The sequence below is a fragment of the Polynucleobacter sp. AP-Melu-500A-A1 genome (genome assembly GCF_018882125.1).
Taxonomy (GTDB): domain Bacteria; phylum Pseudomonadota; class Gammaproteobacteria; order Burkholderiales; family Burkholderiaceae; genus Polynucleobacter.
This window is the reverse complement of the sequence record NZ_JACVOZ010000003.1, coordinates 239583-265912: the sequence shown is the minus strand read 5'-3', so window position 1 is coordinate 265912 and position 26330 is coordinate 239583. Positions and strand designations below refer to the sequence as shown.

Sequence of the window (26330 nt, the reverse complement as noted above, 5' to 3'; positions counted from 1 at the left end):
AATACTCTCAGTAAATATATAAGAGATATTTACATTGAAAAATAGAATTAATCAAATTGAGCCAGGTAGCAATCCCGAACTAAAGGATATTGAAGAAAAAATATTGGCTGCCCGGGGAAAGATATCGCCACTTTATAGAACGCTTTTAAATAGTAAGGACATTGCTATTGGCTGGGAAAGTTTAATTTCCGCCGTTAGACTCAAGAATTCGCTCCCAGCTTCCATTAGGGAAATTTGTATATTGAGAGTGGCTTCACTCAATAAATCGCTTTATGAATTTGAAGCGCACCGAATTCCTGCTCAACAAGCAGGGCTCAGTAATCTACAGATAGATAACCTATTGATTGAGATAGATACCAGTCTTTTTTCAACTCAAGAATTAATTGTTATTCAATTAGCCGATGCAATGACTAAAGAAATTGAGGTTAGCGACCAGCTATTCTTCACAATAGCTGAGCATTTTAACGACAGAGAAATACTTGAGCTCGTTACTACAGTCGCATCCTACAACATGGTTTCTCGTTTTTTAACTGCATTGAAAATTTCCTACTAATTCATACGATGAAAAAAATTTCTCAACTTTTAACATCACTGCTTCTATTGGTATTTTGTAGTCCGATTTTTTCCCAAGAATATCCAAATAGACCAATTCGTTTTGTCATTGGATATGCTCCTGGAGGGGTAGCTGACATTACAGCGAGGGCGGTAGCAAAAAAACTGGGCGAAGGATTGGGTCAGCAAGTAGTTGTAGAAAATTTTCCAGGTGCCGGTGGAATTGTAGCGGCCGAAACTGTTGCTAAATTAAAGCCCGATGGATACACCATACTATTACTAAATTATGGAGACGCTGGCTCCGCCGCTTATTTTAAAAATCTTTCCTACGATATTAGAAAAACATTTACCCCAGTATCTACCTTGGCGAATTTTGATTTAGCAATTCTTGTTCGAAGTGATTCTAAAATAAAATCGATCTCTAACTTGCAGCAATTAGCAAATGCAAGCCCTAATAGACTCAATATTGGCACTACCTCCATTGGAAGTGGCCTTCATCTTGCTTCACTACTTTTTCTGAAAACACAAAATCTACCTATTACTATCATTCCATATAAATCAACACCAGCTATTACCACCGCACTAAAGGCTGGAGATATAGACTTAGCGTTTGACATCATTTATCCAGCATTACCTCATATTCAAGCGCAAGAATTTATCCCTATTGCAGTAACCTCAAAAAATCGTAGCTATAAATTACCAAACACTCCAACCCTAGAAGAGCAGGGTGTCACAAATTACCGAGAATTTTTGTGGAATGGTATAGCAGTGCACGCTGACACTCCTCAGGTAATTGTGAACAAGCTGAATCGAGAAATACAAGTGGCTCTCGCCTCACCTGAAATACAAGCGAAGTTTCTAGAGGTCGGAATTACCCCCAAAGGCTCAACCCCCGATGAATTTAAAAAACTCATCAGTAGCGAGGTCGATAAATGGATAGCTCTTATAAGTCAAATGAAAATTGAACGGCAATAAGCCATTTAATCTTTCATTGTTCTTCTTTCAATTTCAACCAGCTTTTCTAGATCACAAGTTTTGTGCGCCTCAAGCATATTTGCTCTAACCCCCCCTCTTTCCATATAGGGGTTAATAACACCTTTAGCTAGGCACTCGTAAGATTGTTTTGCAGCCTTATACATGGCTGCAAAAGCTGCACCTGGCGAGGCTGCAATGCGATACCCCAATTCAGCCAGCTCAGCGGGAGTCATTTCGAAGCCATCAAAACCATCGGGTGGGGCAAACATCATCAAGGGCCCGGGTATGCGATTACCGATCATTCTTAATTCCTCAGGCTTATTAGTCCAGATAAATATTGCATCTGCCCCCGCCTTCTTGAATGCCTCACCGCGTCTTAATACCTCATCAATCCCTAAATCAGGAATTCGTATTGAATTTGTTCTGGCAATAATCACAAGGTCAGGATTGGTTCTTGCAGAAATAGCTTCCCTGATTCGATCCAGCATCATTTCAGTTGATACCAAATGTTCAATTGCCAAATGATGTTCTACCCTTCTTGGCATGATTTGGTCTTCTATTTCAATCCCTTGAATACCCGTCGCTTCCATTAATTGAATTGCCCGGTGGATATGCATTGGATCACCAACTCCTCCAGCATCAACAATAATTGGTAAGTTGCAAGCAGCTCTGATGTCGAGACATACGGAAGCAATTTCTGGCATGGTGATATTTGCTTCAGTTACACATTTATACCAACCCAACGAGCCACCACTAAGATAAGTTGCTTTAAAGCCAGAGTCGCGAGCAAGTCTAGCCATGATTGGATTCAGAGCGACTGGTGCAACTATTAAGTCTTTTCCGTTTATTAAGTCACGCAATTTAGTCAAGATCTATCCCCTTTAGTTTTTCTGTTGTGTTATTTTAATAAAATAATGTTTTTACTTCAGATTTCGCTTCTCAGAAAATATATAAATGATCCAAGTAGGCGTATCAAGATAATTAACCCAGATTCAGTTGATTGAATATATCATTAAGCCCCTAGGACTTCTAGTAACTCGGTCTCTAATTGAATCTGAAGTTTTGGATTCTTACTCAAGTTCATCGCATCCAACAAAAGAACGTCTTCTACTCTTTCGCCTAAGGTATTAATTCTGGCTGTATGAATAGATACCTGATGTTTTGCTAGCACTCTGGAGATGGTGTAGAGCAATCCTGTACGGTCACTGGCAGACAAGGCCAGCGTGTAATATCTGCCACGATCGTCTGGGACCATATGAACGCGTGGTTGTATCGGGAAAGTGCGAGATTGTCTAGATAAACGCCCCATACTTGGGTTGGGGAGCGGTTCGGTATTACTCAATGCAGCGGTTAATTCAAACTCAACCAATTGAATAATGTCGCGATAGCTTCCACCTTCGTCGACAAGATTACTGCCAGAGATTTGGAAGGTATCTAATGCATAGCCATGACGAGTAGTATGAATACGCGCATCCCAAATTGAGAAGCCATGTCTTTCAAAGTAGGCACAGATTCGGGCAAAGAGATCCTCTTGGTCTTTTATATATACGGCAACCTGCAAGCCTCCTCCGCTGGGTGAGAGTCTTGCTCTGACAATAGGTTGCTCGCTATCTACATTGTTATAGAGATGGCGTGTGAGCCAAGCAATATCCGATGAATCTTGTCTTAAGAAGAAGGCGACATCGAGTTGCTTCCAGAGTTCTTCATAGGACTCATCATTAATTCCGTAGAGACGTAATTTAGTACGAGACTCTTCTTGATGTTGAGCTAGCTCCGAGGAGGCATCTGGTTTAGCACCACCTAAAACTCTCAGCGTTGCACGGTAGAGATCCTCTAGGAGTTTTCCTTTCCAGGCATTCCATACTTTAGGGCTGGTGCCACGAACGTCAGCTACGGTTAATAAGTAGAGTGCTGTTAAGTGACGCTCATCACCCATTTTTTTGGCAAAGGCCCTAACTACATCAGGGTCAGTGATATCTTGTTTTTGAGCTACCTGACTCATATAAAGGTGATCAGCAACCAACCAGATCAATAATTCCGTATCTTTCTTATCCAGACCATGGTCTTTGGCAAACTTGCGCATATCTGCTTTGCCCAGTTGTGAATGGTCACCACCACGACCTTTTGCGATGTCATGAAAAAGGGCTGCAATAACCAGTAACCAAGGCTTTTCAAAGTGGGCAATTAAGCGGCTGCAGAAGGGAAATTCGTGGGTATGTTCAATCACCATAAAGCGACGCACATTCCGCAATACCATCAAAATATGCTGATCAACGGTATACACGTGGAATAAGTCATGCTGCATTTGCCCGACAATTTTACGGAAGGCAGGGAGATAACGACCTAGCACGCTGCTTCGGTTCATTAGTTGAAATGCGCGGCTGACGCCTTCAGGTTGTTTGAGAATCTCAATGAAGAGTGCGCGATTTATTGGATTAGTGCGCCACTTTCCGTCCATTTTTTGACGAGCGTTGTACAGCGCTCTAAAAATAGTTGCCGAGAGACTTTTCACATTCGCAGTTTGGGCAAATACTAAAAAGGTGCGCAGTATTTGCTCAGGATGCTTTTGAAAAAGTTGCGGATCAGTGATGTCTAAAACACCCTGTCTTTCAATAAAACTTTCATTTCCTTCGCCGGGAATAGGGTGGGTAGTCTTGGATTCTTGTGGAAAGAGGAGTGCTTCAATATTTTGCAGGAGCACATCATTTAATTGGGTCACTGCTTTAGCTGCCCAATAGTAGCGACGCATAATGGCTTCGCTAGCTTGGCGGGAGTTTTCTTCCCTAATACCCATGGATGCTGCTAAAGCTGCCTGAAGGTCAAATGCCAGAACATCTTGCCTACGCCCCGCAAGTAAATGGAGATTAGCGCGCAGGGTTTCTAAAAAACGTTGATTACGAATGAGTTCAGTTAATTCACGCTGTGTTACTAAGCCTGCCTGGTTTAAATCTTTAAAGGTATTGCCTAATAAAGCGGCCTTGCTAACCCACGAAATCACCTGCAGGTCACGCAAACCACCGGGACTTTCTTTGCAGTTAGGTTCCAGTGAGTAGGGTGTGTCTTGATATTTGTAATGACGCTGAATTTGCTCGGCTTGTTTTGCTTGAAAAAAAGCTCTTGAGTCAAGTGAGGCCTCAAAAGCTTCTGCAAACTCTTTAAAGAGCTGCTTCTTACCGCAAATGAGCCGCGACTCTAAAAGAGAGGTACGCACTGTAATGTCTTGGTCAGCTTCAGCGATGCATTCCTCAACTGTTCTTACTGAGGAGCCAATTTCTAAACCGGTATCCCAACAGCTTGCAATAAACTGCTCTACTTTTTTTGACAATGCTTCAATTATTTTGTTTTCGGCTGGTAGCAATATCAAGATATCAATATCAGAGTATGGGAATAAGGCACCTCTGCCAAAACCACCAACTGCTACTAAAGTAGCTTCATTGTCTAGCCCACAGCCATTCCATAAATGGCTGAGCAGTTCATCGCTAAGTTTACTTAATTGTTTGGTGAGTTTTCCAACAGCTTGTGTATTTCGGAACTCTTCGTAGGCAATCTCTCGAGCTGCACGTAGTCCTGCGGCACCCGTGATTTTATTTTCTGCCTGGGGCTGACTCATGGCCTTAAGCGTTTACTAGTGTGGGCCTAAAGGAAAGACCTTTGACGCAATCAGGCGGCGGGTTGCTGCCCTCAGACCAAGTAAGTACTTCAACACCAGTAGCTGTCACTAGTAGGGTGTGCTCCCACTGCGCAGATAAGCTTCGATCTTTTGTTTTAACAGTCCACTGATCGGGCATGGTGCGAATATCTCGACGACCCGCATTGATCATGGGCTCAATCGTGAATGTCATTCCAGCGACTAATTTTTCACCAGTACCCGGGCGGCCATAGTGCAGAATTTGAGGGTCTTGATGAAACACTTTACCAATGCCGTGTCCGCAATACTCCCGAACAATCGAGTAGCCTGCCTTTTCTGCATGGGTTTGGATGACGTGCCCAATATCACCAAGTGATGCGCCCGGTTTCACTTGAGCGATACCTAACCACATGCATTCAAAAGTAATTTGAGTGAGTCGTTTGGCTAGGACCGAGACTTCACCCACCATAAACATCCTGCTAGTGTCCCCGTAATATCCATCAGGTGTGATCACCGTGATATCGAGATTGACAACATCACCGGCTTTCAAAGTTTTTTCACCAGGAATGCCATGACAAATGACATCGTTGACTGAGGTGCAGATTGAAGCGGGAAAGGGTGGATAACCGGGGGGCTGATAGTTCAATGGGGCAGGAATGGTTTTTTGGACATCGCGCATGTATTCGTGGCAAATACGATCGAGCTCTCCAGTGCTGACCCCGGCTTTTATAAAAGGGGTGATATGGTCTAGAACCTCGCTAGCCAAGCGACCAGCCTCTCGCATTCCTAGGATGTCTTTTTCAGCTGTAAATACACTATTCATGCCTTGATTATCAACGACTTGGGGATTTTTGGCTTATTCCAATTGCCTAAAATTTGGGCAATAAGTTCATTTTTCATGCTTCTAATGACGATCTCAGGTGGTAGATAGTCTGTTCTAGTGGGGGTAGGGCTGGCTAGAGCCTTGATATATAAGCTATAATTTTGGTCTTGGGTCTATTTTGGACCTGAAATCGCGGGTTGAGCCTTCCAGGGTGGCGTTTTTTAGCGCAGCTAGGACTCAATCTTAGAACCAAACCCTTAGGAGAAGTTATGTCAGTAACGATGCGTCAAATGCTGGAAGCCGGTTGCCATTTTGGTCACCAAACGCGCTTCTGGTCACCAAGGATGGCCCCATATATTTTCGGTCATCGCAACAAGATCCACATCATCAACTTGGAAAAAACATTGCCAATGTTTCAGGATTCTCTGAAATTTGCAAAACAAGTTGCTGCTAATCGTGGCACGATTTTATTTGTTGGTACTAAACGCCAATCACGCGAGATTATTGCTGAAGAAGCAACCCGCGCTGGTATGCCTTATATCGACAGCCGTTGGTTGGGCGGTACGCTCACCAACTTCAAAACTGTTAAAGGTTCCCTCAAGCGTTTGAAGGACATGGCAGTTGCTAAAGAAGCTGGCGACTGGGAAAAGCTTTCTAAGAAAGAAGCTTTGACTAATGACCGTGATCTCGACAAATTGCAAAAAGCACTCGGTGGTATCCAGGATTTGAATGGTGTTCCTGATGCTATTTTTGTTGTGGACGTTGGCTATCACAAGATTGCCATTACAGAAGCAAACAAATTAGGTATTCCAGTGATCGCTGTCGTAGATACCAACCACTCACCAGAGGGTGTTGATTACATCATTCCTGGTAACGATGACTCTAGCAAGGCAGTAACCCTTTATGCCCGCGGCATTGCTGATGCAATCCTCGAAGGTAAAGCTAACGCAGTTCAGGAAATATTGACTGCAGTTAAAGAAGGTGAAGAAGAGTTTATTGAAGAAGGGAAGGCTGAATAATGGCCGCTATTAGCGCTGCAATGGTTGGCGAATTACGCGCCAAAACTGATGCTCCGATGATGGAGTGCAAAAAAGCTTTAACAGAGGCTGATGGTGATATGGCTCGTGCAGAAGAAATTCTGCGTGTAAAGCTAGGCAGTAAAGCTGGTAAGGCTGCTTCTCGTGTGACTGCTGAAGGCATTGTTGCTTCATTTATCAATGGTACTAATGGTGCTTTATTGGAAGTGAACTGTGAAACCGATTTCGTTTCTAAGAACGATGATTTCTTGGCATTCACAAACGAGTGCGTGAAGTTGGTTGCTGAAAAGAACCCAGCTGACGTTGCTGCTTTGTTGGCTTTGCCGATGGGTGATTCCTCTGTTGATACTGTGCGTAGCGCATTGATCGGCAAGATCGGCGAAAACATCATGCCACGTCGCTTTAAGCGTTTTGCGGATAGTAGCAAGTTGGTTTCTTACCTCCACGGTACTCGTATTGGTGTCATGGTTGAGTTCGAGGGTGACGAAACTGCAGCTAAAGACGTGGCAATGCATATTGCTGCAATGAAGCCTGTTGCTTTGTCTACGGCTGATGTTCCTGCTGAATCGATTGCGATTGAGCGTAGCGTTGCGGTACAAAAGGCTGCCGAATCTGGCAAACCACCAGAAATCGTTGAAAAGATGGTTGAAGGTTCTATTCAGAAGTACCTCAAAGAGGTTTCTTTATTGAACCAATCCTTCGTTAAAAACGATAAGCAAACAGTAGAACAAATGCTCAAAGCCGCAAATACAACAATCAAAGGTTTTACTATGTTTGTTGTAGGTGAAGGCATTGAGAAGCGTCAAGATGACTTTGCGGCAGAAGTTGCCGCTCAAGTAGCTGCTGCCTCTAAAGTAAGCGCTTAACAAGTTATTAGGGGATTCCCCCGGCCGGTCGGTATTACCCCAAAGGGCATAGAAACTCAGGTTTCTATGCCCTTTTCTTTGATCTATCCCAAGCCCTTTATAATTTGGCGAAGATATTAAAAAGCGCTTAAAGATCAATAAGCTAAGTGAGTAAATTACTCGGCTAATTACGGAAAATAGAAAACATGCCAGCCTACAAACGTGTCCTACTAAAACTATCTGGTGAAGCCCTTATGGGTGATGATGCTTTTGGCATCAATCCAGTCACCATTGATGCCATGGTTTCTGAAATAGCCCAGGTAGTCAATAGTGGGGTGGAGCTAGCCATTGTGATTGGCGGCGGTAATATTTTCCGAGGTGTTGCAGGCGGTGCAGCTGGTATGGATCGTGCTACTGCCGATTACATGGGTATGTTGGCAACCATGATGAATTCACTGGCATTACAAGATGCACTCCGCCAAAAGGGTGTCGAAGCCCGAGTTCAATCTGCACTACGTATGGACCAAGTTGTTGAACCTTATATTCGTCCGCGCGCTATTCGGGCGATGAGTGAAGGCAAGGTTGTTATTTTCGCTGCAGGCACAGGTAATCCATTCTTCACTACTGATACTGCAGCAGCCCTCCGCGGCGCAGAGATGGGTGTAGAAGTGATGCTGAAGGCGACTAAGGTGGATGGAATCTATAGTGCAGATCCCGTCAAAGACCCAACGGCAACTTTATATAAGACCATTACCTTTGATGAGGCCTTAATCAAAAATTTACAAGTCATGGACGCTACTGCTTTTGCCTTGTGTCGTGACCGTAAGCTACCAATCAAAGTATTTTCAATACTCAAACCAGGTGCTCTCATGCGCGTGGTACAGGGTGAGCCAGAAGGTACGTTAGTACACGTTTAATAGGAGGCCTGATGTCTGCAACAGAAATTAAAACCAATACTGATCAAAAGATGCAAAAGTCTCTTGAGGCCTTAAAAACCAATTTAGCAAAAATTCGTTCAGGCCGAGCTAACCCAGGAATTCTGGAGCATATTCAGGTGGATTATTACGGTAATCCAACTCCTTTGAGTCAAGTTGCAAGCTTAGGCTTAGCTGATGCTCGAACTATTAACGTTCAGCCATTTGAAAAAACAATGGTTGCTGCAGTGGAAAAAGCGATTCGTGACTCTGATTTGGGTTTGAATCCAGCTTCGCAAGGTACGGTCATTCGTGTGCCAATGCCTGCATTAACTGAAGAGCGTCGCCGCGAATTAACAAAAGTAGTTAAAAGCGAGGGCGAAGATACTAAAATTGCAGTGCGTAATTTACGTCGTGATGCTAATGAGCATCTCAAACGCTTAACGAAAGACAAAGAAATTTCTGAGGATGAAGAGCGTCGTGCTACAGATGAAATTCAGAAAATGACTGATAAAGCAGTGGTTGAGATCGACAAGATCATTGTGGACAAAGAAAAAGAGATCATGACGGTTTAAGAACCTCATTGACTCTTTATCCTTTATGACCAAATACACTAGTTCAACCCTGGCCGTTCCTGAGGCAAGCGCGATACCACGTCATGTGGCTATCATCATGGATGGTAATGGGCGCTGGGCTAGTAAGCGTTTAATGCCGCGTGTTGCTGGACACTCCGAGGGCTTGGGTGCAGTCCGTAAAGTGGTTGAAGAATGCCGACGTATTGGCGTTGAATACTTAACAGTCTTTGCTTTTAGCTCTGAGAATTGGCGTCGCCCCCCCGAAGAAGTGGGTTTCTTGATGAAGCTCTTTTTAAAGTCCCTTAAGGGCGAGGTTTCACGCATGGCTGAAAACGATATTGCCTTCAGCGTCATTGGAGACTTAAGCCGCTTTGATCCTGCTATTCAAGAGATGGTTCATTTCTCTGAGCAAAAAACGGCAGCTTGTAAAGGACTCACTTTTACAATTGCTGCTAACTATGGCGGTCGTTGGGATATTTTGCAGGCAATGCGGCGCTGCATCGCTGCTAACCCTAATCTCAAGCCAGAGCAAGTAACAGAGGAGTTATTGCAGCCTCATCTCTCAATGGCTTTTGCTCCAGAGCCAGATTTATTTATTCGCACTGGTGGTGAGCAACGTACTAGCAACTTCTTGTTATGGCAGTTAGCTTATACCGAGTTATATTTCACGGATGTTCTATGGCCTGATTTTGATGAGGCAGAATTACATAAAGCATTTGATTGGTATAGCCAACGTGAACGCCGCTTTGGCCGCACTAGTGCTCAGCTTGCATCTCAAGCGATGAGCGATGCAGTTTGATCTTTTTTTAGTAATCCCATGCTAAAAACCCGCGTCATTACTGCCATTGCTCTTTTAGCGGTACTATTACCCATCCTATTTTTACTGCCGCCTGTTTATATAGGCGCTTTTTTCTTGTTTGCTCTCTTGGCTGCCGCTTGGGAGTGGAGTCGTTTGCTAAGTCCTCAAGCAACCCGCGCAGCATGGCTGTACGCTTTATTTTGCTTAGCGATCATCTTGTTGCTCTTGGCGATGCAAAACGTTGCCTGGCAATTTGCTTTGTTGCTAATCGCTGTCATTTTCTGGTTTTTCTTGGCGCCTTTTATCTTAGCTAAGGGCATGAATGTTTCTTTGCAAAAATTGCGCCCATTTTATGTTGTATTGGGATTAATTCTGTTGCCTGCCACTTGGTTTGCTCTAGTTTTTTTGCGTGAACTTGGCTTGGTATTTCTGTTGAGTACGATGGCTTTAGTTTGGGTTGCAGATATTGGCGCCTATTTTGTTGGTAAAGCCTTTGGTAAGCGCAAGCTTGCTGCACAAATCAGCCCGGGGAAATCTATCGAAGGCGCTCTAGGTGGCTTATTACTTTGCTATGGATATGCTTTACTTTGTATTTTTTATCTGCCTTTTGAGTCGACCCTATTTGGCACTTGCGCTATTCGCTTTGGATGGGTGCCAACTTTCTTGATGGTGACAGTGTTAACAGCCTTCAGTATTTTTGGGGATTTGTTTGAGTCCCAGTTAAAGCGGATGGCAGGCGTGAAAGATAGCAGTAATTTATTACCAGGGCATGGCGGAGTGCTTGATCGTGCTGATGCATTAATTCCGACAATGCCTATTGCAGCACTCCTAGCGGGCTTGGTATAACATTCATGAGACATATCGCTGTTCTAGGCTCCACGGGCTCAATTGGCGTCAATACATTAGATGTCATTCGTAAGCATCCTGATCGATTTAAGCTGGTTGCTTTAACGGCTAGCAAACAGGTTGAACTATTGGCCGCGCAATGTATTGAATTTATCCCAACCATCGCTGTGATTGGCGACGCTCAGAGTGCTGCTCGTTTGAGTGCAATACTCCTTGAAAGAAATATTCCTACTCAAGTGTTGCATGGTCCCGAGGCCTTGGTTTCTGCTGTTCTAGATTCTGGCTGCGATACGGTCATGGCTGCAATCGTTGGAGCAGCAGGCTTAGTACCGACTCTGGCTGCTGCCAAAGCGGGAAAAAGGGTATTGCTGGCCAATAAAGAAGCACTGGTGATGTCCGGTCATTTATTTATGCAAGCTATGAAAGCGGGGGGAGGGGAACTTCTTCCAATTGATAGTGAACATAACGCCATCTTTCAATGTCTTCCTCCAAACTTCTCCCAAAATTCCAAGCTAAGTTTGGGGGTTGAAGAGCTTTGGTTAACTGCTTCAGGTGGACCTTTTAGAAATACTCCACTAGAGGATTTGGCGTCGATTACGCCAGACCAAGCATGCGCTCATCCTAATTGGGTAATGGGTAGAAAAATTTCGGTGGATTCGGCAACCATGATGAACAAAGGGCTTGAGTTGATTGAAGCTTTTTGGTTATTTGGGCTGCCCTTAGAAAAAATCAAAGTATTGATTCATCCCCAGAGCGTAGTTCATTCTATGGTGCGCTATACCGACGGGTCAGTGATGGCCCAATTGGGGCAGCCTGATATGCGCACTCCAATTGCTTATGGATTAGCCTGGCCAGAGCGTATTGAAGCTGGAGTGGCTCCTCTAAACCTGGCTGAACTCGCAGCACTGAGTTTCAGTGAACCTGATCTCCAGCGTTTTCCTTGTTTAGCATTAGCATTTTCAGCTGCTAAGTCTGGCGGTCTAGCGCCAACGGTTCTCAACGCCGCAAATGAAATTGCTGTTGCCTCATTCTTAGATGGGGGCCTATCTTATTTGCAAATCCCTGTCATCGTAGAAAAAACCTTGAACGAAATTCAGAATAGCTCAGTTGATTCTCTGGATGTCATATTAGATGCAGATGCGCATGCAAGAAGAGTGGCGCAAGACTTTATTGGCGCGCTTCAGAAGTAGTTTATTAAGACGCTTTAGAAAATCAACGAAAGAAATTACTTGCAAGCGTTAATTACTCTAACTGCTTTTTTACTTACCTTGGGTGTCTTGGTGAGTTTTCACGAGTTTGGTCACTTTCTGGCGGCTCGTTGCTGTGGAGTACGCGTCTTGCGCTTTGCTGTTGGCTTTGGCAAACCACTTTTCACCTATCGAACAAAGAATCAAACGGAATGGGTATTAGCAGCTATTCCTTTGGGTGGCTACGTCAAACTCCTGGATGGGAGGGATCGTGAACAGGTCATTACGCCACAAGAGCGAGCAAGTGCATTTGATAGTAAAAAATTATGGCAAAGATCTCTCATTGTTGCCGCAGGACCATTTGCCAATTTTTTCTTGTCTGTCATATTGTTTGCCATCATTTATGTTTCCGGTGTTCCTCAATTGCCTGCAGTGTTAGAGGCGCCTCCCGAGACTTCCTTAGCCGCTAAGTTAGGCCTCATGCAAGGTGATCGAGTAGTAGGATGGCAAGATTTGTCGGATGATGAATTGGTAAGCGCTTCAGGTGACTTTGAAACGGTACGTAGCTGGAATTCTTTACGGTGGAATTTGCTTGATTCGCTAACGGCGCAAAGCGGTTTTGCTCTAGAGTTACAAGGCCCCTCTGGCGGTCGCTTTATTAAGGCATTCCCCGCTCAAGATCTCCCGAAAATTTCACCAAATACAGATCCGATGCTAGCGCTTGGGATTAGACCAATCGTGAGTCCAGGAACTAAGTGGCAGGAACTTCAGTTGGGTCCATTGGACGCAGTGCTTTATGCCTCTCATCGGGTATGGCTTATTACGAAGGTTTCTGTGAGGCTCATGGCGGGATTTTTTACCGGAAATACCTCCCTCAAGCAGCTTGGTGGTCCTTTAAGTATTGCCGATATGGCTGGGAAGTCTGTCCAAGTGGGGTGGCAAGCTTTTTTTGCATTTTTAGCCCTGATCAGCATCAGTATTGGGCTGCTCAACTTACTCCCTTTTCCCATGCTTGATGGGGGTCAGCTCCTGTATGATGCATGGGAGTTGGTTGCTGGTAAGCGAATTTCGATTTCCATGCAGGAACAGTTCCAGAAATTGGGCTTTCTTTTGCTGATTTCACTCTCGCTCCTCGCCTTGTTTAATGATTTGCAACGCTATTTTTCGCCTTGAATTTTTTGATCTCTTCCCTTCCTGTTTTTGCCCGTTTTTTTGCTCAACTACTCCTAGTAGTGGCCGCTGCTCTAAGCTTAAACGTACAGGCTGCAGATTCCTTTGTCATCAAAGACATTCGCATTGAAGGTTTACAACGGGTAGAGCCTGGAACGGTCTTTAGTTATTTACCGGTTCAAGTAGGCGACACTTTTACCGATGAAAAGGGCGCTGAATCTATTAAAGCTTTATATGGAACTGGTTTTTTTAGGGATGTCCAGATTCAGGCGCAAGGCGATGTATTAATTGTGATTGTTGAGGAGCGCCCTACGATATCTCGGATTGAGTTTACGGGGATGAAAGAGTTTGATCAAGAGATCGTGCGCAAATCCTTGAGAGCGGTTGGGGTAGCGGAGGCGCGTTTCTACGATAAGGCTTTAATCGATAAAGCTGAACAAGAATTGAAGCGTCAATATGTTGGTAAGGGCATGTATGCTGCTGAGGTAGTTGCTACGGTTACCCCAGTTGAGCGTAATCAGGTTGCAATTTACTTCAATATTGACGAAGGTCCGGTAGCGAAAATTCAGGAAATCAACTTCATTGGAAACAGTGCCTTTAGCGAAAGCACTCTCCGAAGCGAGATGCAGTTAAAAACAGGTGGTTGGTTGTCTTGGTATAGCAAAGATGATTTGTACTCTAAACAAAAATTAACTGCTGATTTAGAAAATATTCGCTCTTACTATTTGAATCGTGGGTATCTTGAATTTGTTATCGAATCCACACAGGTTTCGATTACTCCCGATAAGAAGGGTATCTATTTAACGATTAGTGTTCGTGAAGGCAATAAGTTTACCGTTAAAAACGTGCGCCTTGCTGGTGAGTTGCTTGGTAAAGAAGACGAGTTGATGCAGTTGGTGACGCTCAAGGCTGGAGATACATTCTCTTCAGCTAAGCTTACCGAGAGTACCAAGGCTATTGCGGAAATATTGGGTTCCTATGGTTATGCTTTTGCCACCATTAACCCTCAGCCGGATGTGCGTCGCGATCTAAGTGAGGTGGACATTACGCTTGTGATTGATCCGGGACGTCGTATTTACGTGCGTCAGGTTAATGTGACGGGCAATGCCAAGACTCGCGATATGGTGATTCGTCGAGAGGTACGTCAGTTTGAAAGCTCATGGTTTGACGGCGATAAGATTGAGTTATCGAAAAAGCGTTTAGGTCGTTTGGGATATTTCACTGAGACAGATATCACTACTGAGGATGTTCCCGGGTCTACTGACCAGGTCGATGTCAATGTGAAGGTTGCTGAAAAACCAACAGGCTCTATAACAATTGGTGCAGGCTTTTCTTCAACAGAAAAACTGATTCTTTCTGCTGGTATTAATCAAGATAATGCTTTTGGTACAGGCACTGCTATTGGTTTGAATGCCTCTTTGGGTAAGATTAATCAAAACCTGGCCTTATCCCAGTATGACCCCTACTTTACTGAGGATGGCATTAGTCGCTATACCGATTTGTACTACCGTTCATCTAAGCCCCTTTACTACACGGGTGATCCAAGCTATCAAATAAAATCTGTTGGCTCCAACATTAAGTTTGGCGTTCCTTACAGCGAAGTAGATCGGGTATTTTTTGGTTCTGGATTGGAGTTTTACAGAATTACGACATCGTCTAGTACCCCACAACCTTACCTGACTTATGCAGAGAGTTATGGCATTGCTCCCCCTGGATATCCAGCGACTTTGACAACCTATAACATTCCGGTCACGGTTGGCTGGTCTCGTGATGGTCGGGATAGTTCTTTAATACCGTCCACGGGATCATTACAGCAGCTGACGGGTGAAGTTGGCACCCCAGCAGGAAATATGACCTTTTACCGTATATATGGTCAGTATCAGAAGTACCACTCTTTCTCAAAAGGCAATATCTTGTCCTTTAATGGTGAGGTCGGTTATAGCCAAGCTTATGGCAATAATCCCTTCCCAATTGTCAAAAACTACTATGTTGGTGGTATTGGATCGGTTCGAGGCTATGCCCCTGGCTCCCTGGGTCCAACCTTCTATAACGTCAATACGGGCACAAATCAGCCCACCGGCGGACAGTCCAAAATTGTGTCAAACCTCGAATATACGGTGCCCGTTCCAGGTTCTGGCGCTGATAAGACCCTGAGGTTGTTTGGATTCGTGGACGGCGGTAACGTTTTTGGTCAAAATATGAACTTAGTTTTACGCTATTCTTATGGCTTAGGTTTATCATGGATATCACCGCTCGGACCACTTAAATTCAGCTACGGTATCCCGATTAAGTCTTTACCAACGGATAATGTCCAGCGTTTGCAGTTCCAGGTAGGTACAGCGTTTTAATTGTTTAAGGAAAGTTTTATGAAGCTTCATTATTCTTCAAAATGGATTCAGACCAGCCTGGTTGCTGTGATTGCTGCATTTTCTGTTCCGCATGTATATGCTCAAGATGCTGGAACGCGCGTAGCGGTTGTGAACTCAGAAAAAGTATTTAACGAGTCCAACCTAGCTAAAGCAATGCAAACGCGATTACAAAACGAATTTAACAAGCGCCAAAATGATCTGCGTGATAGTGCACAAAAAATTAAATCAGCAGCTGAAAAGCTCGATCGTGATGCTGCTGTAATGAATGAAGCTGAGCGTATACGTCGCCAACGTGAATTGGCAGACCAAGATCGTGAACTACAACGTAAGCAACGTGAATTTACAGAAGACTTAAACCAGCGTACCTTTGAAGAGCGCGGAAAGATTGCTGAAAAAGCCAATCAAGTCCTGAAGCAAATCGCTGAACAAAGGAAGTTGGACGTGATTGTTCAAGAAGCTGCCTATGTTAGCCCTAAGGCCGACATCACTGATGATGTGATCAAGGCTCTGAACAGTCTCAAGTAAGCTTTATGCCTACCGCCATCGAGCTGGCCAAACAGTTTCAAGCAAGCTTGGTGGGGGAGGCCTCTCTGGTATTTAATGGCCTTGCTCCTCTAGAGCGAGCGCAGCCGGATCAAATATCCTTTCTCTCTAATCCTCTGTATCGTCAACAGGCTAGTGATAGTACTGCAGGTGCGTTGATTGTTAGTCAATCAGACCTCGAATTTTTGCAAGCCAATCCTAGTGCTCATTCTGCAAAGCGAGCCTATTTTGTTTCAAAAAATTCTTATGCTACGTTTGCAAGAATGGCGCAGCACTTTGCACAATCGACGATGCCGCTTTATCAGGCAGGTATCCATCCAAGTGCTGCAATAGATCCTAGCGCAAGCATTCCAGCTTCATGTCATATTGGGGCTTTTGTACAAATTGGTGCAGGTGTGAAATTAGGTGAGCGCGTATCTGTTCTGGGAAATACCACCATTGCAAGAGACTGCATCATTGGTGATGACTCAGTAATACATCCCGCCGTATCAATGTATTACAGCACTCAGATTGGCGAGCGTTGCATTATTCATAGTGGCGCTGTGATTGGTGCTGATGGCTTCGGATTCGCACCTGACTTTTCAGCAAGCGGTGGTGAGTGGGTCAAAATTCCTCAAACCGGACGAGTTGTTATCGGAAATGATGTGGAAATAGGCGCCTCTACCACGATTGACCGAGGGGCTATGAGTGATACGTTCATTGGTTCGGGTAGCAAAATTGATAATCAAGTGCAAATTGCCCACAATGTGTCGATTGGGAATTGTTGTGTTATCGCAGGGTGTGCGGCAATCTCTGGCAGTACTAAGATCGGAAACTTCTGCATCATCGGGGGCGCTGCAAACTTTGCTGGGCATCTGACGATTGCTGATAGAACTACGGTATCGGGCAATACTTCAATTATTCGCTCTATCACTGAGCCTGGACAGCATTTCACGGGGGTTTATCCCTCAATGCTCCATAGTGCTTGGGAGAAAAATGCTGCTATCTTGCGTGGCCTAGATAAAATACGTCAACGCTTGCGTTTATTAGATAAAAACCAAAATAAAGAGTCTTAGGACTACTGTAACTAGAATTATTAATTAAGTGGGTAATTTATGAGCAAAGCTATTGCAATCGATATCAATCAGATTCTAAAGTTGTTGCCACATCGCTATCCATTTTTATTGGTAGATCGGGTGCTTGAACTTACTCCGCGTGAGAGTATTACCGCACTAAAAAACGTGACAATGAATGAGCCTTTTTTCCAAGGACATTTCCCTGATTTTCCAGTAATGCCTGGTGTATTAATTATTGAAGCTCTTGCTCAAACAGCGGCATTACTCACTTTCTCAGAAGTAAAGCAAGAGAATGCGGTGTATTACTTTGCCGGCATCGATGGAGCTCGCTTTAAAAAACCTGTATTGCCTGGTGACCAATTGATTATGACTGCGAAGCTAGAGCGTGCACGTGCAGGTATCTATAAGTTTCAAGTACAGGCAACCGTTGATGGTGAATTGGCTGCTGAGGCAAACATTACCTGTGCGGTTCGTACGAAAGGCGCGTAATGACTCGGATTCATGCATCTGCTGTAGTTGATAGCAAGGCTGAGTTAGCTGGCGATGTTGAGGTTGGCCCTTATTCAGTTATTGGACCTAATGTGAAAATCGGGTCTGGAACCAAGATTGGATCCCATACTGTGATCGAGGGCTATACCAGCATTGGCAAAGAGAATGAGTTTGCCCATTTTGCTGCCATTGGAGGCCCTCCACAGGATATGAAATACCGAGGTGAGCCAACCCAATTAATTATTGGAGATCGCAATACCATTCGCGAGTTCACTACGATTCATACTGGCACATCCCAAGATGAAGGTATTACACGGATTGGCAATGATAATTGGATCATGGCTTATGTTCATATTGCCCATGATTGTCAGATCGGTGATCACACTATCTTTTCTAGTAATGCGCAAATTGCTGGGCACGTTCATGTCAATGATTGGGCCATCATGGGTGGTATGTCTGGTGTTCATCAATTTGTTCGTATTGGGCAACACGCCATGCTAGGCGGTGCCTCTGCCTTAGTGCAAGATATTCCACCTTTTGTTATTGCTGCCGGAGATAAGGCCTCTCCTCATGGTATTAATGTGGAAGGCTTAAAGCGCCGTGGATTCTCCAGCGAAACGATCTCTGCTTTACGTCAGGCTTATAAAGTACTTTATAAAGATGGCCTCAGTTTTGAAGATGCTAAGGTAGAGCTACAGAAGATGGTAGTAGCCAGTTCTGGCGACCCTGCTACTGAAGAAAAGCTTGCACAGTTCCATGACTTTGTTGCCGCATCTACTCGCGGCATCATACGGTAGCGCTAGGTTAACTTTGCCTAAGTTAGCTTGTGTAGCTGGCGAACCCTCGGGTGATTTACTTGCTGCACCAGCATTGAGTGCGCTCAAGCAAATACCGAATATGACTAGCTTAGAGGTCTACGGTATTGGTGGTCCCCGCATGCAGGCTGAGGGTATGCGTTCAGACTGGCCCATGGAAACATTAAGTGTCCGTGGTTATGTAGAGGCAATTAAACAGCTGCCGGCAATTCTGAAGTTACGTAAAGAACTCATTACCAATCTTCTTGGCGAAGGGCGCCCAGATATTTACTTAGGTATAGATGCGCCAGATTTCAATTTGGGCGTTGAGTTAGAGCTGCGCAAGGCAGGTATTCCCACTTTACATTTAGTATCTCCATCCATTTGGGCTTGGAGGGCTGGGCGTATTAAAAAGATTGCGCAAGCTGTTGAGCGTATGTTGTGTATCTTTCCTTTTGAAACTGAAATCTATGATCGTGCTGGCGTAGCTTCTACTTATGTTGGGCATCCATTAGCGAGCGATATACCACTAGAACCCAATACTCAGCTTGCTAGAGAACAAATCGCCAACACTTTAAATATCGAAAGCAGTGCGCTCGATGGAGTCGTAGTTGCGGTCTTGCCTGGTAGTCGTGCTTCTGAAATTGAGCTTATTGCACCAGTCTTTTTTGAAACAATGCAGTTATTAAATGAGCGATTAAAGGGGCAGAAACTCCACTTTTTAATTCCAGTAGCAACACCGCAATTACGTGAGCCTCTTGAACAGTTATTACTCAAGACAAAGAATGTGAATCCTGATATTCAGATTCATTTGCTTGATGGTATGGCAGATGAAGTATTGGAGGCTTCCGATGTTGTTCTGATTGCTAGCGGTACGGCAACTTTGCAAGCAGCCTTATGGAAGAAGCCTATGGTGATTTCTTATAAGGTGCCCTGGTTAACAGCGCAAATCATGAAGCGCCAAGGTTATTTGCCCTATGTTGGCTTGCCTAATATTTTGTGTGAAGCATTTGTAGTGCCTGAACTATTGCAAGACGATGCGACGCCTGATAAATTAGCCAGCGCCTTGCAGGACTGGTTAGAGCATCCAGTAAAAGTTGCCGAGCTTCAAGAACGATTTGCACAAATGCATGAAACACTTCGGCGTCCAACTGGACTATTGGTTGCGCAGGCAGTTGCCCAGACTATTGCTTCTGTAGGTAAACAGCGGGTAGCTCAATGAGTATGATTTGGGTCTGCGGCGTTGATGAGGCAGGGCGCGGTCCTTTGGTAGGAGCGGTAGTAGCTGGTGCAGTAATACTCGATCCAGAGAATCCTATTGCGGGATTAAAAGATTCTAAGAAGTTAAGCCCCGCTCGCCGTGAATATTTGTATGAACAGATCATACAAAAGGCGAAGGCCTGGGGAATTGGCCAAGCCTCCCCAGCTGAAATTGATGAGATCAATATTTTGCAAGCCACCATGTTGGCTATGCGACGTGCGATAGAGGATTTGTCGACTCGTTTAGGCGCTTGGCCCGATAAGGCACTCATTGACGGCAATCGTTGCCCAGAGCTTCCTATTGCAGCTGAGGCCATTGTGAAGGGCGATGCCAAGGAACCAGCCATTTCTGCTGCCTCCATCTTGGCCAAAGTCACGCGTGATCGCCAAATGCAAGAGTTGCATGAGCTACATCCGCAATATGGATTTGCTCAGCATATGGGGTATCCAACGGAGGCGCATTTTGCAGCGCTCAAGGCTTTTGGGGTCTGCGCAGAACATCGCAGAAGTTTTGCACCGGTCCGTAGGGCGCTAGAGACATTATGAATATTGAACTCATTAGCTCTAAAGAGAACTCCTTATTCAAAGAGATTCGCTTACTACAAGCTACTGGCTCTAAAGGGCAGAAGGCTAGAGTATCAAGTGGCAAAGCGTTACTAGAGGGAATTCATCTTATTCAAACTTGGGTTGGTGATCCTGCATTAAGTGTGATCCTCACTTCAGAGCTTGGCCTTCAAAATACTGAGATTGCAAAAGCGGTATATTCCCATTTGGATATTTGTCCTGACACGCGAGTATTTCAGCTTGATAACGCACTTTGGGATTTGCTCAGTGATTTAGTCAATGCGCCTCATGTAGCGGGACTTTTAGATTTGCCTAAATCTTATCTAACGCCACCCCAATCTATTGGGACTCTAGCCGGAGATGTATTGATCCTCGATCGTATTCAGGATGCAGGGAATGTGGGTTCAATTTTACGTAGTGCTGCAGCATTTGGCTTTACTCAGGTAATTGCCATTACAGGTTGCGCACATCTGTGGTCAAGCAAAGTGTTGCGAGCGGGCATGGGGGCGCACCATCTATTAGATCTATATGAAGGCTGGTCCAATGAACAGGTATTGAGTGCAGTAACAGCCCCATTATTGGCGGCAACTGCAGATGCCGATTGTGAAATATATTCCCTGAAGGGTGATTTATTACATCCAGTAGCTTGGGTCATGGGAAGTGAAGGACAAGGCGTATCAGAGGCTATTCTGGCGCAGGCTAAATGCGTATCTATCCCGATTGATCCCCGTGTAGAGTCACTCAATGTCTCTACTGCAGCAGCGGTGTGTTTATTTGAAACAATGCGTATTAGGCGCAACTAACCCAAGATTGTTTTATCGGACTTAATTGCTTGCAGAACGGTAGTCGCAATTTCTTCGATTGACTTGCTGGTAGTCACCACCCAAGGAATGGATTCTTTCTTCATCATCATAGTGGCTTCGTTAATTTCATAACGACAATTCTCGAGTTTGGCGTAATTACTACCAGGGCGACGTTCATTGCGAATCTCAGAAAGTCTTTCAGCATCAATCATGAGGCCAAAAATCTTCTCCTTAAAGGGCGCTAAATCTGTTGGTAGGCGTCCACGCTCAAAATCTTCTGGGATTAAGGGATAGTTCGCAGCCTTAAGACCATATTGCATTGCCAAGTAAAGGCTAGTCGGCGTTTTCCCAACACGTGAGATGCCAACCAAAATGACATCTGCATCAGCCAAGTTTTGATTGGATTGGCCATCATCATGTGCGAGAGAATAATTGATGGCCTCAATGCGATGTTTGTAAGCCTCAGTATCTGCATTATGGTGAAGGCGGTTCATTGCATGCGTGGATTTGATTCCTAGCGCCTCCTCTAAAGGGGCCACAAAGGTTTGGAACATATCCAATATCAAGCCATTAGCTTTAGCAACAATTGCATTGAGTTCAGAATTTACCAAAGTGGTGAAGACAATCGGCTGAACCTCATATTTACTAGCGGCTTGGTTGATGCTACTGACTGCGTCGTGGGCTTTATCAACGCTATCTACAAAAGGGACGCGAATATGCTTAAAACTGGCCTCAAATTGAGCCAGAATCGATTGGCTGAAGTTCTCCGCTGTGATGCCGGTGCCATCAGAAACAATAAAAACGATACGGGTTTGGGTGGACATGGATTTGGCTTAAAAGTCAGGGTCAGCACTACAATAGAATCATATTAAAGCATGCCCCATTTGCGGTGGCAGCTACACCAGTTTCCTTATCCTCAGAGAGTATTTTATGTCCAACCAACAGCAACAAAATAGCAGTATGGCTGATGCCTATGTTTTGCCTTTTGAGCAACTCCGGATGACTGACGTTGAGTCAGTAGGCGGAAAAAATGCTTCTTTGGGCGAGATGATCTCTCAGTTGTCCTTAACCGGTGTAAGGGTGCCTACTGGTTTTGCTACCACTGCACTAGCATTTCGGGATTTTCTCCAGCACAACAATCTGACTGAACGTATCCAAAAGCGTTTAGAAAACCTCAATATTGATGATGTCCGTGCGTTAGCTGAGGCAGGTGCTGAAATCCGAAATTGGATAGAAACAGCGCCATTTCAGCCTAAGTTAGATGCAGAAATCCGCAGAGCATTCGCAGTGTTAGATGACTCAGGTAAAGGTTCCTTCGCTGTTCGCTCATCTGCTACTGCTGAAGACTTACCAGATGCCTCTTTTGCGGGGCAGCAAGAAACCTTTTTAAACGTTGAGGGCATTGACGATGTTCTGAAGAAGATCCGTGAAGTGTTTGCCTCCTTGTATAACGATCGCGCAATTTCTTATCGTGTGCACAAAGGCTTTGCGCACGCTGAAGTTGCCCTTTCTGCAGGTATTCAGCGCATGGTACGCTCAGATTTAGGCGCTGCAGGTGTGATGTTTACTTTAGATACAGAGTCAGGCTTTGAGGATGTTGTCTTTATTACCTCTAGCTATGGTTTGGGTGAAACAGTGGTGCAGGGTGCAGTGAATCCGGACGAGTTTTATGTATTTAAAACAACCTTAGCCCAAGATAAAAAAGCGATTATTCGTCGCTCATTAGGATCTAAGTTAATTCAGATGCAATTTGCGCCAAAGGGTTCTGCTGAAAAAGTACAAACAGTCGACGTCACACCGGAGAAGCGTAATCGCTTCTCTTTAGAAGATGCTGATATTACTGAGTTGGCTAAATACGCCGTCATTATTGAGAAGCACTACGGTCGTCCCATGGATATTGAATGGGGTAAAGATGGCCAAGATGGTCGTATTTATATTCTTCAAGCCCGTCCTGAGACTGTAAAGAGTCAAGCTGCTGGTCAAGTTGAGATGCGCTACAAACTCAAAGGCAGTTCTAAGGTGCTAGCTAAAGGTCGTGCCATTGGTCAGAAAATTGGTGCAGGGCCTGTCCGTATCATTCGCGATCCAAGTGAGATGGATCGTGTTCAGCCAGGCGATGTGTTGGTAGCGGATATGACGGATCCAAATTGGGAGCCAGTCATGAAGCGCGCATCAGCCATTGTGACTAATCGTGGTGGGCGTACATGCCATGCTGCGATTATTGCTCGTGAGTTGGGTGTACCTGCAGTGGTGGGTTGTGGTGATGCGACCGATCAATTGCAAGATGGCATGGTTGTCACCGTTTCCTGTGCCGAGGGTGATGAGGGCCATATTTATGATGGCTTAATTGAGACTGAGGTTACAGAAATTTCTCGTGGTGTCTTGCCAGAGATTCCAGTCAAGATCACCATGAATATTGGCAATCCTCAGTTAGCCTTTGATTTTTGCCAGATTCCAAATGCGGGGGTTGGATTGGCGCGTTTAGAGTTCATTATTAATAACTACATTGGTGTTCATCCTCGTGCCGTCCTGGAATATCCAAATATTGATCCTGATTTGAAACGGGCTGTTGAAAGTGTTGCACGCGGTTATGCAAGCCCACGCCAGTTCTACGAAGATAAATTGGTTGAGGGTGTAGCGACGATTGCAGCTGCTTTTTATCCAAAGCCTGTCATTGTGCGTTTATCTGACTTTAAATCCAATGAATACAAGAAGTTGATTGGTGGATCTCGTTATGAGCCAGATGAAGAAAATCCAATGTTAGGATTCCGTGGCGCTTCACGTTATGTTTCAAAGGACTTCGGTGAGGCCTTTGCTATGGAGTGCGCCGCAATGAAACATGTTCGCGAAGATATGGGTCTTGATAACGTAGAAATCATGGTGCCATTTGTTCGGACCATTAATCAAGCTAAGCGCGTGATCGAAATGATGGAAAAGCTTGGACTGAAGCGCGGTGTGAATGGTCTACGTCTGATCATGATGTGCGAGATTCCATCAAACGCAATCTTGGCCGATCAATTCCTAGAGTATTTTGATGGTTTCTCCATCGGCTCTAATGATATGACTCAGCTCACACTGGGATTAGATCGGGATTCAGGTATGGAGTTGTTAGCGATTGACTTTGATGAGCGTGATCCAGCTGTTGAATTCATGATCGCCCGCTCGATTGAGGCTTGCCGCAAGCAAAATAAGTACGTTGGTATTTGCGGTCAAGGACCTTCAGACCACCCAGACTTTGCGCGATGGTTGGTGGAGAAGGGTATTACTTCAATCTCACTCAATCCTGATAGTGTTGTTGCTACTTGGGAAATGTTGGGTAAGAAATAATTCTGCCAAACAGCATTAGTAAAAAAGGCCTAGAGATCTAGGCCTTTTTCTTTACTGCAATTTTTTTAACTGACTTACTACTTTTGACTGCAATGGGAGATTTAACTACCTTTACTTTTGGTGGTTGATGATGAATTGGTATGGGGCTCATCCGCTTGGCGGGGGCTGAGATAGCGCTTGATTTATGCGCACCACTCCAGCTTGGTTCAGCAATGGAGTTAAACGCAGCGCGGAGCTTTTCACCCCAGAGTTGATGGATCATCTGAAAGTAAGGGTTTGATTCATCTAAGGTAACTAGTTTGCTAGGCTTCAAGGAATTCTTTTCATAAACCAGAAGGTCTAAGGGAAGGCCGACCGAGATATTACTATTGAGTGTAGAGTCCATCGAGATCAAGGCACATTTAGTAGCAAGGTTTAGTGGGGTAGAAAAATTGACAACCCGATCTAAAATAGGCTTACCGTATTTGGACTCACCAATTTGGAAATAGCAGTTTTCTGGAGTTGCTTCTATAAAGTTTCCAGCAGAATAAACATTAAATAGTCGAGGACGCTCCCCTTTAATTTGACCACCGAAAATTAAATTGCAATTAAAGTCGATGCCGGCCTTTTCAAGCGCCAGATGATCACGCTCATAAACTAGCTTAATCGCATCACCAACTACTACTGCGGCATCATGCGCATTTTCGGCTGTCCAAAGATTTACGCCATTCAATAACTGGCCTTGCAGGAGGATTTCTTTCACGGCTTGGGTAATTGCTAGATTGCCAGCACTCATCAGTGTAAAAAAACGATTCTTATCCTGAAATAAGGCCATTTTTCTGAAGGTACCAATTTGATCTACGCCAGCATTCGTGCGAGTGTCGGATAAAAATACGAGACCATCTTTTAAGCAAAGTCCAACGCAATACGTCATACCAATACCCTTTTAATCATGATTCCGAATTATCTCCTAAATACCTAAGAGCTACTTAGGGTAGCTGAGCAATGGAGATATTGGCGCTAAGCTCTTCGCCACCACCACCAGAACGGACGCCTTTTACTGGCGCAGCCGAATAGTAGTCACGGCCAATTGCAAGCCTAATATGACGTGCATCAATGAGGCAAGCATGGGTAATATCAACGCTCGTCCAAATGCCTTTTTTAATATCGCTACAAAAATCGATCCAGGCATGGCTTGCTAAATTAGGAGATTCTTCTGCAAAGAAGTACCCGCTGACATATCGTGCAGGAATATTAGAGGCACGACAAAGTGCCAGCATGATATGAGCATGGTCTTGGCAAACGCCAGATTTCATAGCAAAAGACTGGGCAGCAGTAGTAGCAAAATTGGTTTGTCCTGGAGAGTACACAATCAAGCCTTGAACTGCCTCAGCCAGTTTTAGCACTTGCTCAACTGAATTATTTTTTGGCAGACTATATGCAAAATAATCCATCATCTCGTCTGTGGGTTCGGTAAGATTAGTTTGTTGTAAAAGATAGTAGGGTGAAACTGCCTTAGCATCATCCACAAACTCAAAGGCATCGTGAGTATGTACCTCACCCTCTGCCTCAATCATCATTGAAGTGTAGGGACTTTCTTGTACAAATACACTGCAGTAATTTCCAAAGCTATCTATAGAGCTAGACGCTTTAATAGGTGTGCTAATTTTCCATTTATCTACATGCTGGCCTGCAGTGGAAGGGGGTGTCAGACGTAATTCTTGGATAGAGTAACGCACTGGCGTTTCATATCGGTACTCAGTGCGGTGACGTATTTTAAGGTGCATAGTGTCTTT

25 protein-coding genes are annotated in these 26330 nt (G+C 44.6%); 19 read left to right on the top strand and 6 right to left on the bottom strand.

Features of this window, described 5'->3' with window-relative positions; all coding sequences use genetic code 11:
• Positions 1 to 34 precede the first annotated feature (34 nt).
• Together ICN38_RS07840 and ICN38_RS07835 are read left to right on the top strand one after the other, a co-directional pair.
• On the top strand, positions 35 to 553 hold the full coding sequence (locus tag ICN38_RS07840) for a carboxymuconolactone decarboxylase family protein (protein WP_216256516.1): 519 nt from the start codon (positions 35 to 37) through the stop codon (positions 551 to 553).
• Between the two features lie 8 nt (positions 554 to 561).
• Positions 562 to 1527 (top strand): tripartite tricarboxylate transporter substrate binding protein, encoded by a 966-nt coding sequence (locus tag ICN38_RS07835; RefSeq protein ID WP_216256515.1) that lies wholly within the window; start codon positions 562 to 564, stop codon positions 1525 to 1527.
• A 5-nt stretch (positions 1528 to 1532) separates the two neighbouring features.
• Here ICN38_RS07835 and ICN38_RS07830 read toward each other — a convergent pair whose 3' ends face one another.
• From ICN38_RS07830 to map, 3 genes are all read right to left on the bottom strand, one after another.
• The gene (locus tag ICN38_RS07830) at positions 1533 to 2396 is read right to left on the bottom strand and encodes an oxaloacetate decarboxylase (protein ID WP_216256514.1); all 864 of its coding nucleotides are present in this window, start codon (positions 2394 to 2396) and stop codon (positions 1533 to 1535) included.
• A 143-nt stretch (positions 2397 to 2539) separates the two neighbouring features.
• The gene (locus ICN38_RS07825) at positions 2540 to 5137 is read right to left on the bottom strand and encodes a [protein-PII] uridylyltransferase (RefSeq protein WP_216256513.1); all 2598 of its coding nucleotides are present in this window, start codon (positions 5135 to 5137) and stop codon (positions 2540 to 2542) included.
• Between the two features lie 4 nt (positions 5138 to 5141).
• Positions 5142 to 5978: a type I methionyl aminopeptidase gene (gene map / locus ICN38_RS07820; protein ID WP_216256512.1), complete on the bottom strand. Its 837-nt coding sequence runs from the start codon at positions 5976 to 5978 to the stop codon at positions 5142 to 5144.
• A 269-nt stretch (positions 5979 to 6247) separates the two neighbouring features.
• On the opposite strand from map, the gene rpsB reads away from it, so the two are divergent.
• The 16 genes from rpsB (at position 6248) to ICN38_RS07740 (ending at position 21228) form a co-directional block, all read left to right on the top strand.
• On the top strand, positions 6248 to 6997 hold the full coding sequence (gene rpsB, locus ICN38_RS07815; RefSeq protein ID WP_216256511.1) for a 30S ribosomal protein S2: 750 nt from the start codon (positions 6248 to 6250) through the stop codon (positions 6995 to 6997).
• On the top strand, positions 6997 to 7881 hold the full coding sequence (gene tsf, locus ICN38_RS07810) for a translation elongation factor Ts (RefSeq protein ID WP_216256510.1): 885 nt from the start codon (positions 6997 to 6999) through the stop codon (positions 7879 to 7881). The genes rpsB and tsf overlap by 1 nt, the downstream gene beginning before the upstream one ends.
• Before the next feature lie 185 nt (positions 7882 to 8066).
• The gene (gene pyrH, locus ICN38_RS07805) at positions 8067 to 8777 is read left to right on the top strand and encodes a UMP kinase (RefSeq protein ID WP_216256509.1); all 711 of its coding nucleotides are present in this window, start codon (positions 8067 to 8069) and stop codon (positions 8775 to 8777) included.
• A gap of 11 nt (positions 8778 to 8788) precedes the next feature.
• Entirely contained in the window at positions 8789 to 9349 is a 561-nt protein-coding gene (gene frr / locus ICN38_RS07800) for a ribosome recycling factor (protein WP_216256508.1), read from the top strand.
• 25 nt (positions 9350 to 9374) lie between these two features.
• Complete coding sequence (gene uppS, locus ICN38_RS07795) at positions 9375 to 10148, top strand: polyprenyl diphosphate synthase (protein WP_216256507.1); 774 nt, start codon at positions 9375 to 9377, stop codon at positions 10146 to 10148.
• 18 nt (positions 10149 to 10166) lie between these two features.
• Positions 10167 to 10994 carry a phosphatidate cytidylyltransferase gene (locus ICN38_RS07790; RefSeq protein WP_216256506.1) on the top strand — a complete coding sequence of 276 codons (828 nt, stop codon included), beginning with the start codon at positions 10167 to 10169 and terminating at the stop codon, positions 10992 to 10994.
• Between the two features lie 5 nt (positions 10995 to 10999).
• On the top strand, positions 11000 to 12184 hold the full coding sequence (gene ispC, locus ICN38_RS07785) for a 1-deoxy-D-xylulose-5-phosphate reductoisomerase (RefSeq protein ID WP_216256505.1): 1185 nt from the start codon (positions 11000 to 11002) through the stop codon (positions 12182 to 12184).
• Between the two features lie 39 nt (positions 12185 to 12223).
• A complete protein-coding gene (locus ICN38_RS07780) occupies positions 12224 to 13354 on the top strand; it encodes an RIP metalloprotease (protein ID WP_216256504.1) in 1131 nt (376 codons plus the stop codon).
• On the top strand, positions 13351 to 15699 hold the full coding sequence (bamA, locus tag ICN38_RS07775; RefSeq protein WP_216256503.1) for an outer membrane protein assembly factor BamA: 2349 nt from the start codon (positions 13351 to 13353) through the stop codon (positions 15697 to 15699). Before ICN38_RS07780 ends, bamA begins: the two co-directional genes overlap by 4 nt.
• 18 nt (positions 15700 to 15717) lie before the next feature.
• The gene (locus ICN38_RS07770; protein WP_216256502.1) at positions 15718 to 16245 is read left to right on the top strand and encodes an OmpH family outer membrane protein; all 528 of its coding nucleotides are present in this window, start codon (positions 15718 to 15720) and stop codon (positions 16243 to 16245) included.
• A gap of 5 nt (positions 16246 to 16250) precedes the next feature.
• Entirely contained in the window at positions 16251 to 17318 is a 1068-nt protein-coding gene (lpxD, locus tag ICN38_RS07765; RefSeq protein ID WP_216256501.1) for a UDP-3-O-(3-hydroxymyristoyl)glucosamine N-acyltransferase, read from the top strand.
• A 39-nt stretch (positions 17319 to 17357) separates the two neighbouring features.
• Positions 17358 to 17807 carry a 3-hydroxyacyl-ACP dehydratase FabZ gene (gene fabZ / locus ICN38_RS07760; RefSeq protein ID WP_216256500.1) on the top strand — a complete coding sequence of 150 codons (450 nt, stop codon included), beginning with the start codon at positions 17358 to 17360 and terminating at the stop codon, positions 17805 to 17807.
• On the top strand, positions 17807 to 18604 hold the full coding sequence (gene lpxA, locus ICN38_RS07755; RefSeq protein WP_216256499.1) for an acyl-ACP--UDP-N-acetylglucosamine O-acyltransferase: 798 nt from the start codon (positions 17807 to 17809) through the stop codon (positions 18602 to 18604). The genes fabZ and lpxA overlap by 1 nt, the downstream gene beginning before the upstream one ends.
• Positions 18564 to 19823, top strand: a complete 1260-nt coding sequence (lpxB, locus tag ICN38_RS07750) for a lipid-A-disaccharide synthase (RefSeq protein WP_216256498.1) — start codon at positions 18564 to 18566, stop codon at positions 19821 to 19823. The genes lpxA and lpxB overlap by 41 nt, the downstream gene beginning before the upstream one ends.
• On the top strand, positions 19820 to 20407 hold the full coding sequence (gene rnhB / locus ICN38_RS07745) for a ribonuclease HII (RefSeq protein ID WP_216256497.1): 588 nt from the start codon (positions 19820 to 19822) through the stop codon (positions 20405 to 20407). Before lpxB ends, rnhB begins: the two co-directional genes overlap by 4 nt.
• Positions 20404 to 21228 (top strand): RNA methyltransferase, encoded by an 825-nt coding sequence (locus ICN38_RS07740; RefSeq protein ID WP_216256496.1) that lies wholly within the window; start codon positions 20404 to 20406, stop codon positions 21226 to 21228. Before rnhB ends, ICN38_RS07740 begins: the two co-directional genes overlap by 4 nt.
• Here the strand turns inward: ICN38_RS07740 and ICN38_RS07735 are convergent.
• A complete protein-coding gene (locus tag ICN38_RS07735; protein ID WP_216256495.1) occupies positions 21225 to 22052 on the bottom strand; it encodes a pyruvate, water dikinase regulatory protein in 828 nt (275 codons plus the stop codon). The two genes, ICN38_RS07740 and ICN38_RS07735, sit on opposite strands and share 4 nt — an antisense overlap.
• Positions 22053 to 22158: 106 nt before the next feature.
• Here ICN38_RS07735 and ppsA point away from each other — a divergent pair, with 106 nt between their 5' ends.
• Entirely contained in the window at positions 22159 to 24555 is a 2397-nt protein-coding gene (gene ppsA, locus ICN38_RS07730; RefSeq protein WP_216256494.1) for a phosphoenolpyruvate synthase, read from the top strand.
• 37 nt (positions 24556 to 24592) lie between these two features.
• Here ppsA and ICN38_RS07725 read toward each other — a convergent pair whose 3' ends face one another.
• Positions 24593 to 25468 (bottom strand): peptidase, encoded by an 876-nt coding sequence (locus tag ICN38_RS07725; protein WP_216256493.1) that lies wholly within the window; start codon positions 25466 to 25468, stop codon positions 24593 to 24595.
• Between the two features lie 55 nt (positions 25469 to 25523).
• Positions 25524 to 26321 (bottom strand): transglutaminase family protein, encoded by a 798-nt coding sequence (locus ICN38_RS07720; RefSeq protein WP_216256492.1) that lies wholly within the window; start codon positions 26319 to 26321, stop codon positions 25524 to 25526.
• Between the last annotated feature and the right edge of the window lie 9 nt (positions 26322 to 26330).

Excerpts from the sequence above, each read along its gene's own strand:
- ICN38_RS07725 (WP_216256493.1), bottom strand. The coding sequence starts at position 25,468 with ATGACGTATTGCGTTGGACTTTGCTTAAAAGATGGTCTCGTATTTTTA.
- lpxD (WP_216256501.1), top strand. The coding sequence starts at position 16,251 with ATGCCTACCGCCATCGAGCTGGCCAAACAGTTTCAAGCAAGCTTGGTG.
- ICN38_RS07790 (WP_216256506.1), top strand. The coding sequence starts at position 10,167 with ATGCTAAAAACCCGCGTCATTACTGCCATTGCTCTTTTAGCGGTACTA.
- lpxB (WP_216256498.1), top strand. The coding sequence starts at position 18,564 with ATGACTTTGTTGCCGCATCTACTCGCGGCATCATACGGTAGCGCTAGG.
- ICN38_RS07825 (WP_216256513.1), bottom strand. The coding sequence starts at position 5,137 with ATGAGTCAGCCCCAGGCAGAAAATAAAATCACGGGTGCCGCAGGACTA.
- rpsB (WP_216256511.1), top strand. The coding sequence starts at position 6,248 with ATGTCAGTAACGATGCGTCAAATGCTGGAAGCCGGTTGCCATTTTGGT.
- ICN38_RS07735 (WP_216256495.1), bottom strand. The coding sequence starts at position 22,052 with ATGTCCACCCAAACCCGTATCGTTTTTATTGTTTCTGATGGCACCGGC.
- rnhB (WP_216256497.1), top strand. The coding sequence starts at position 19,820 with ATGAGTATGATTTGGGTCTGCGGCGTTGATGAGGCAGGGCGCGGTCCT.
- fabZ (WP_216256500.1), top strand. The coding sequence starts at position 17,358 with ATGAGCAAAGCTATTGCAATCGATATCAATCAGATTCTAAAGTTGTTG.
- ppsA (WP_216256494.1), top strand. The coding sequence starts at position 22,159 with ATGTCCAACCAACAGCAACAAAATAGCAGTATGGCTGATGCCTATGTT.
- map (WP_216256512.1), bottom strand. The coding sequence starts at position 5,978 with ATGAATAGTGTATTTACAGCTGAAAAAGACATCCTAGGAATGCGAGAG.
- tsf (WP_216256510.1), top strand. The coding sequence starts at position 6,997 with ATGGCCGCTATTAGCGCTGCAATGGTTGGCGAATTACGCGCCAAAACT.
- ispC (WP_216256505.1), top strand. The coding sequence starts at position 11,000 with ATGAGACATATCGCTGTTCTAGGCTCCACGGGCTCAATTGGCGTCAAT.
- ICN38_RS07720 (WP_216256492.1), bottom strand. The coding sequence starts at position 26,321 with ATGCACCTTAAAATACGTCACCGCACTGAGTACCGATATGAAACGCCA.
- ICN38_RS07835 (WP_216256515.1), top strand. The coding sequence starts at position 562 with ATGAAAAAAATTTCTCAACTTTTAACATCACTGCTTCTATTGGTATTT.
- ICN38_RS07770 (WP_216256502.1), top strand. The coding sequence starts at position 15,718 with ATGAAGCTTCATTATTCTTCAAAATGGATTCAGACCAGCCTGGTTGCT.
- ICN38_RS07740 (WP_216256496.1), top strand. The coding sequence starts at position 20,404 with ATGAATATTGAACTCATTAGCTCTAAAGAGAACTCCTTATTCAAAGAG.
- uppS (WP_216256507.1), top strand. The coding sequence starts at position 9,375 with ATGACCAAATACACTAGTTCAACCCTGGCCGTTCCTGAGGCAAGCGCG.
- pyrH (WP_216256509.1), top strand. The coding sequence starts at position 8,067 with ATGCCAGCCTACAAACGTGTCCTACTAAAACTATCTGGTGAAGCCCTT.
- lpxA (WP_216256499.1), top strand. The coding sequence starts at position 17,807 with ATGACTCGGATTCATGCATCTGCTGTAGTTGATAGCAAGGCTGAGTTA.
- frr (WP_216256508.1), top strand. The coding sequence starts at position 8,789 with ATGTCTGCAACAGAAATTAAAACCAATACTGATCAAAAGATGCAAAAG.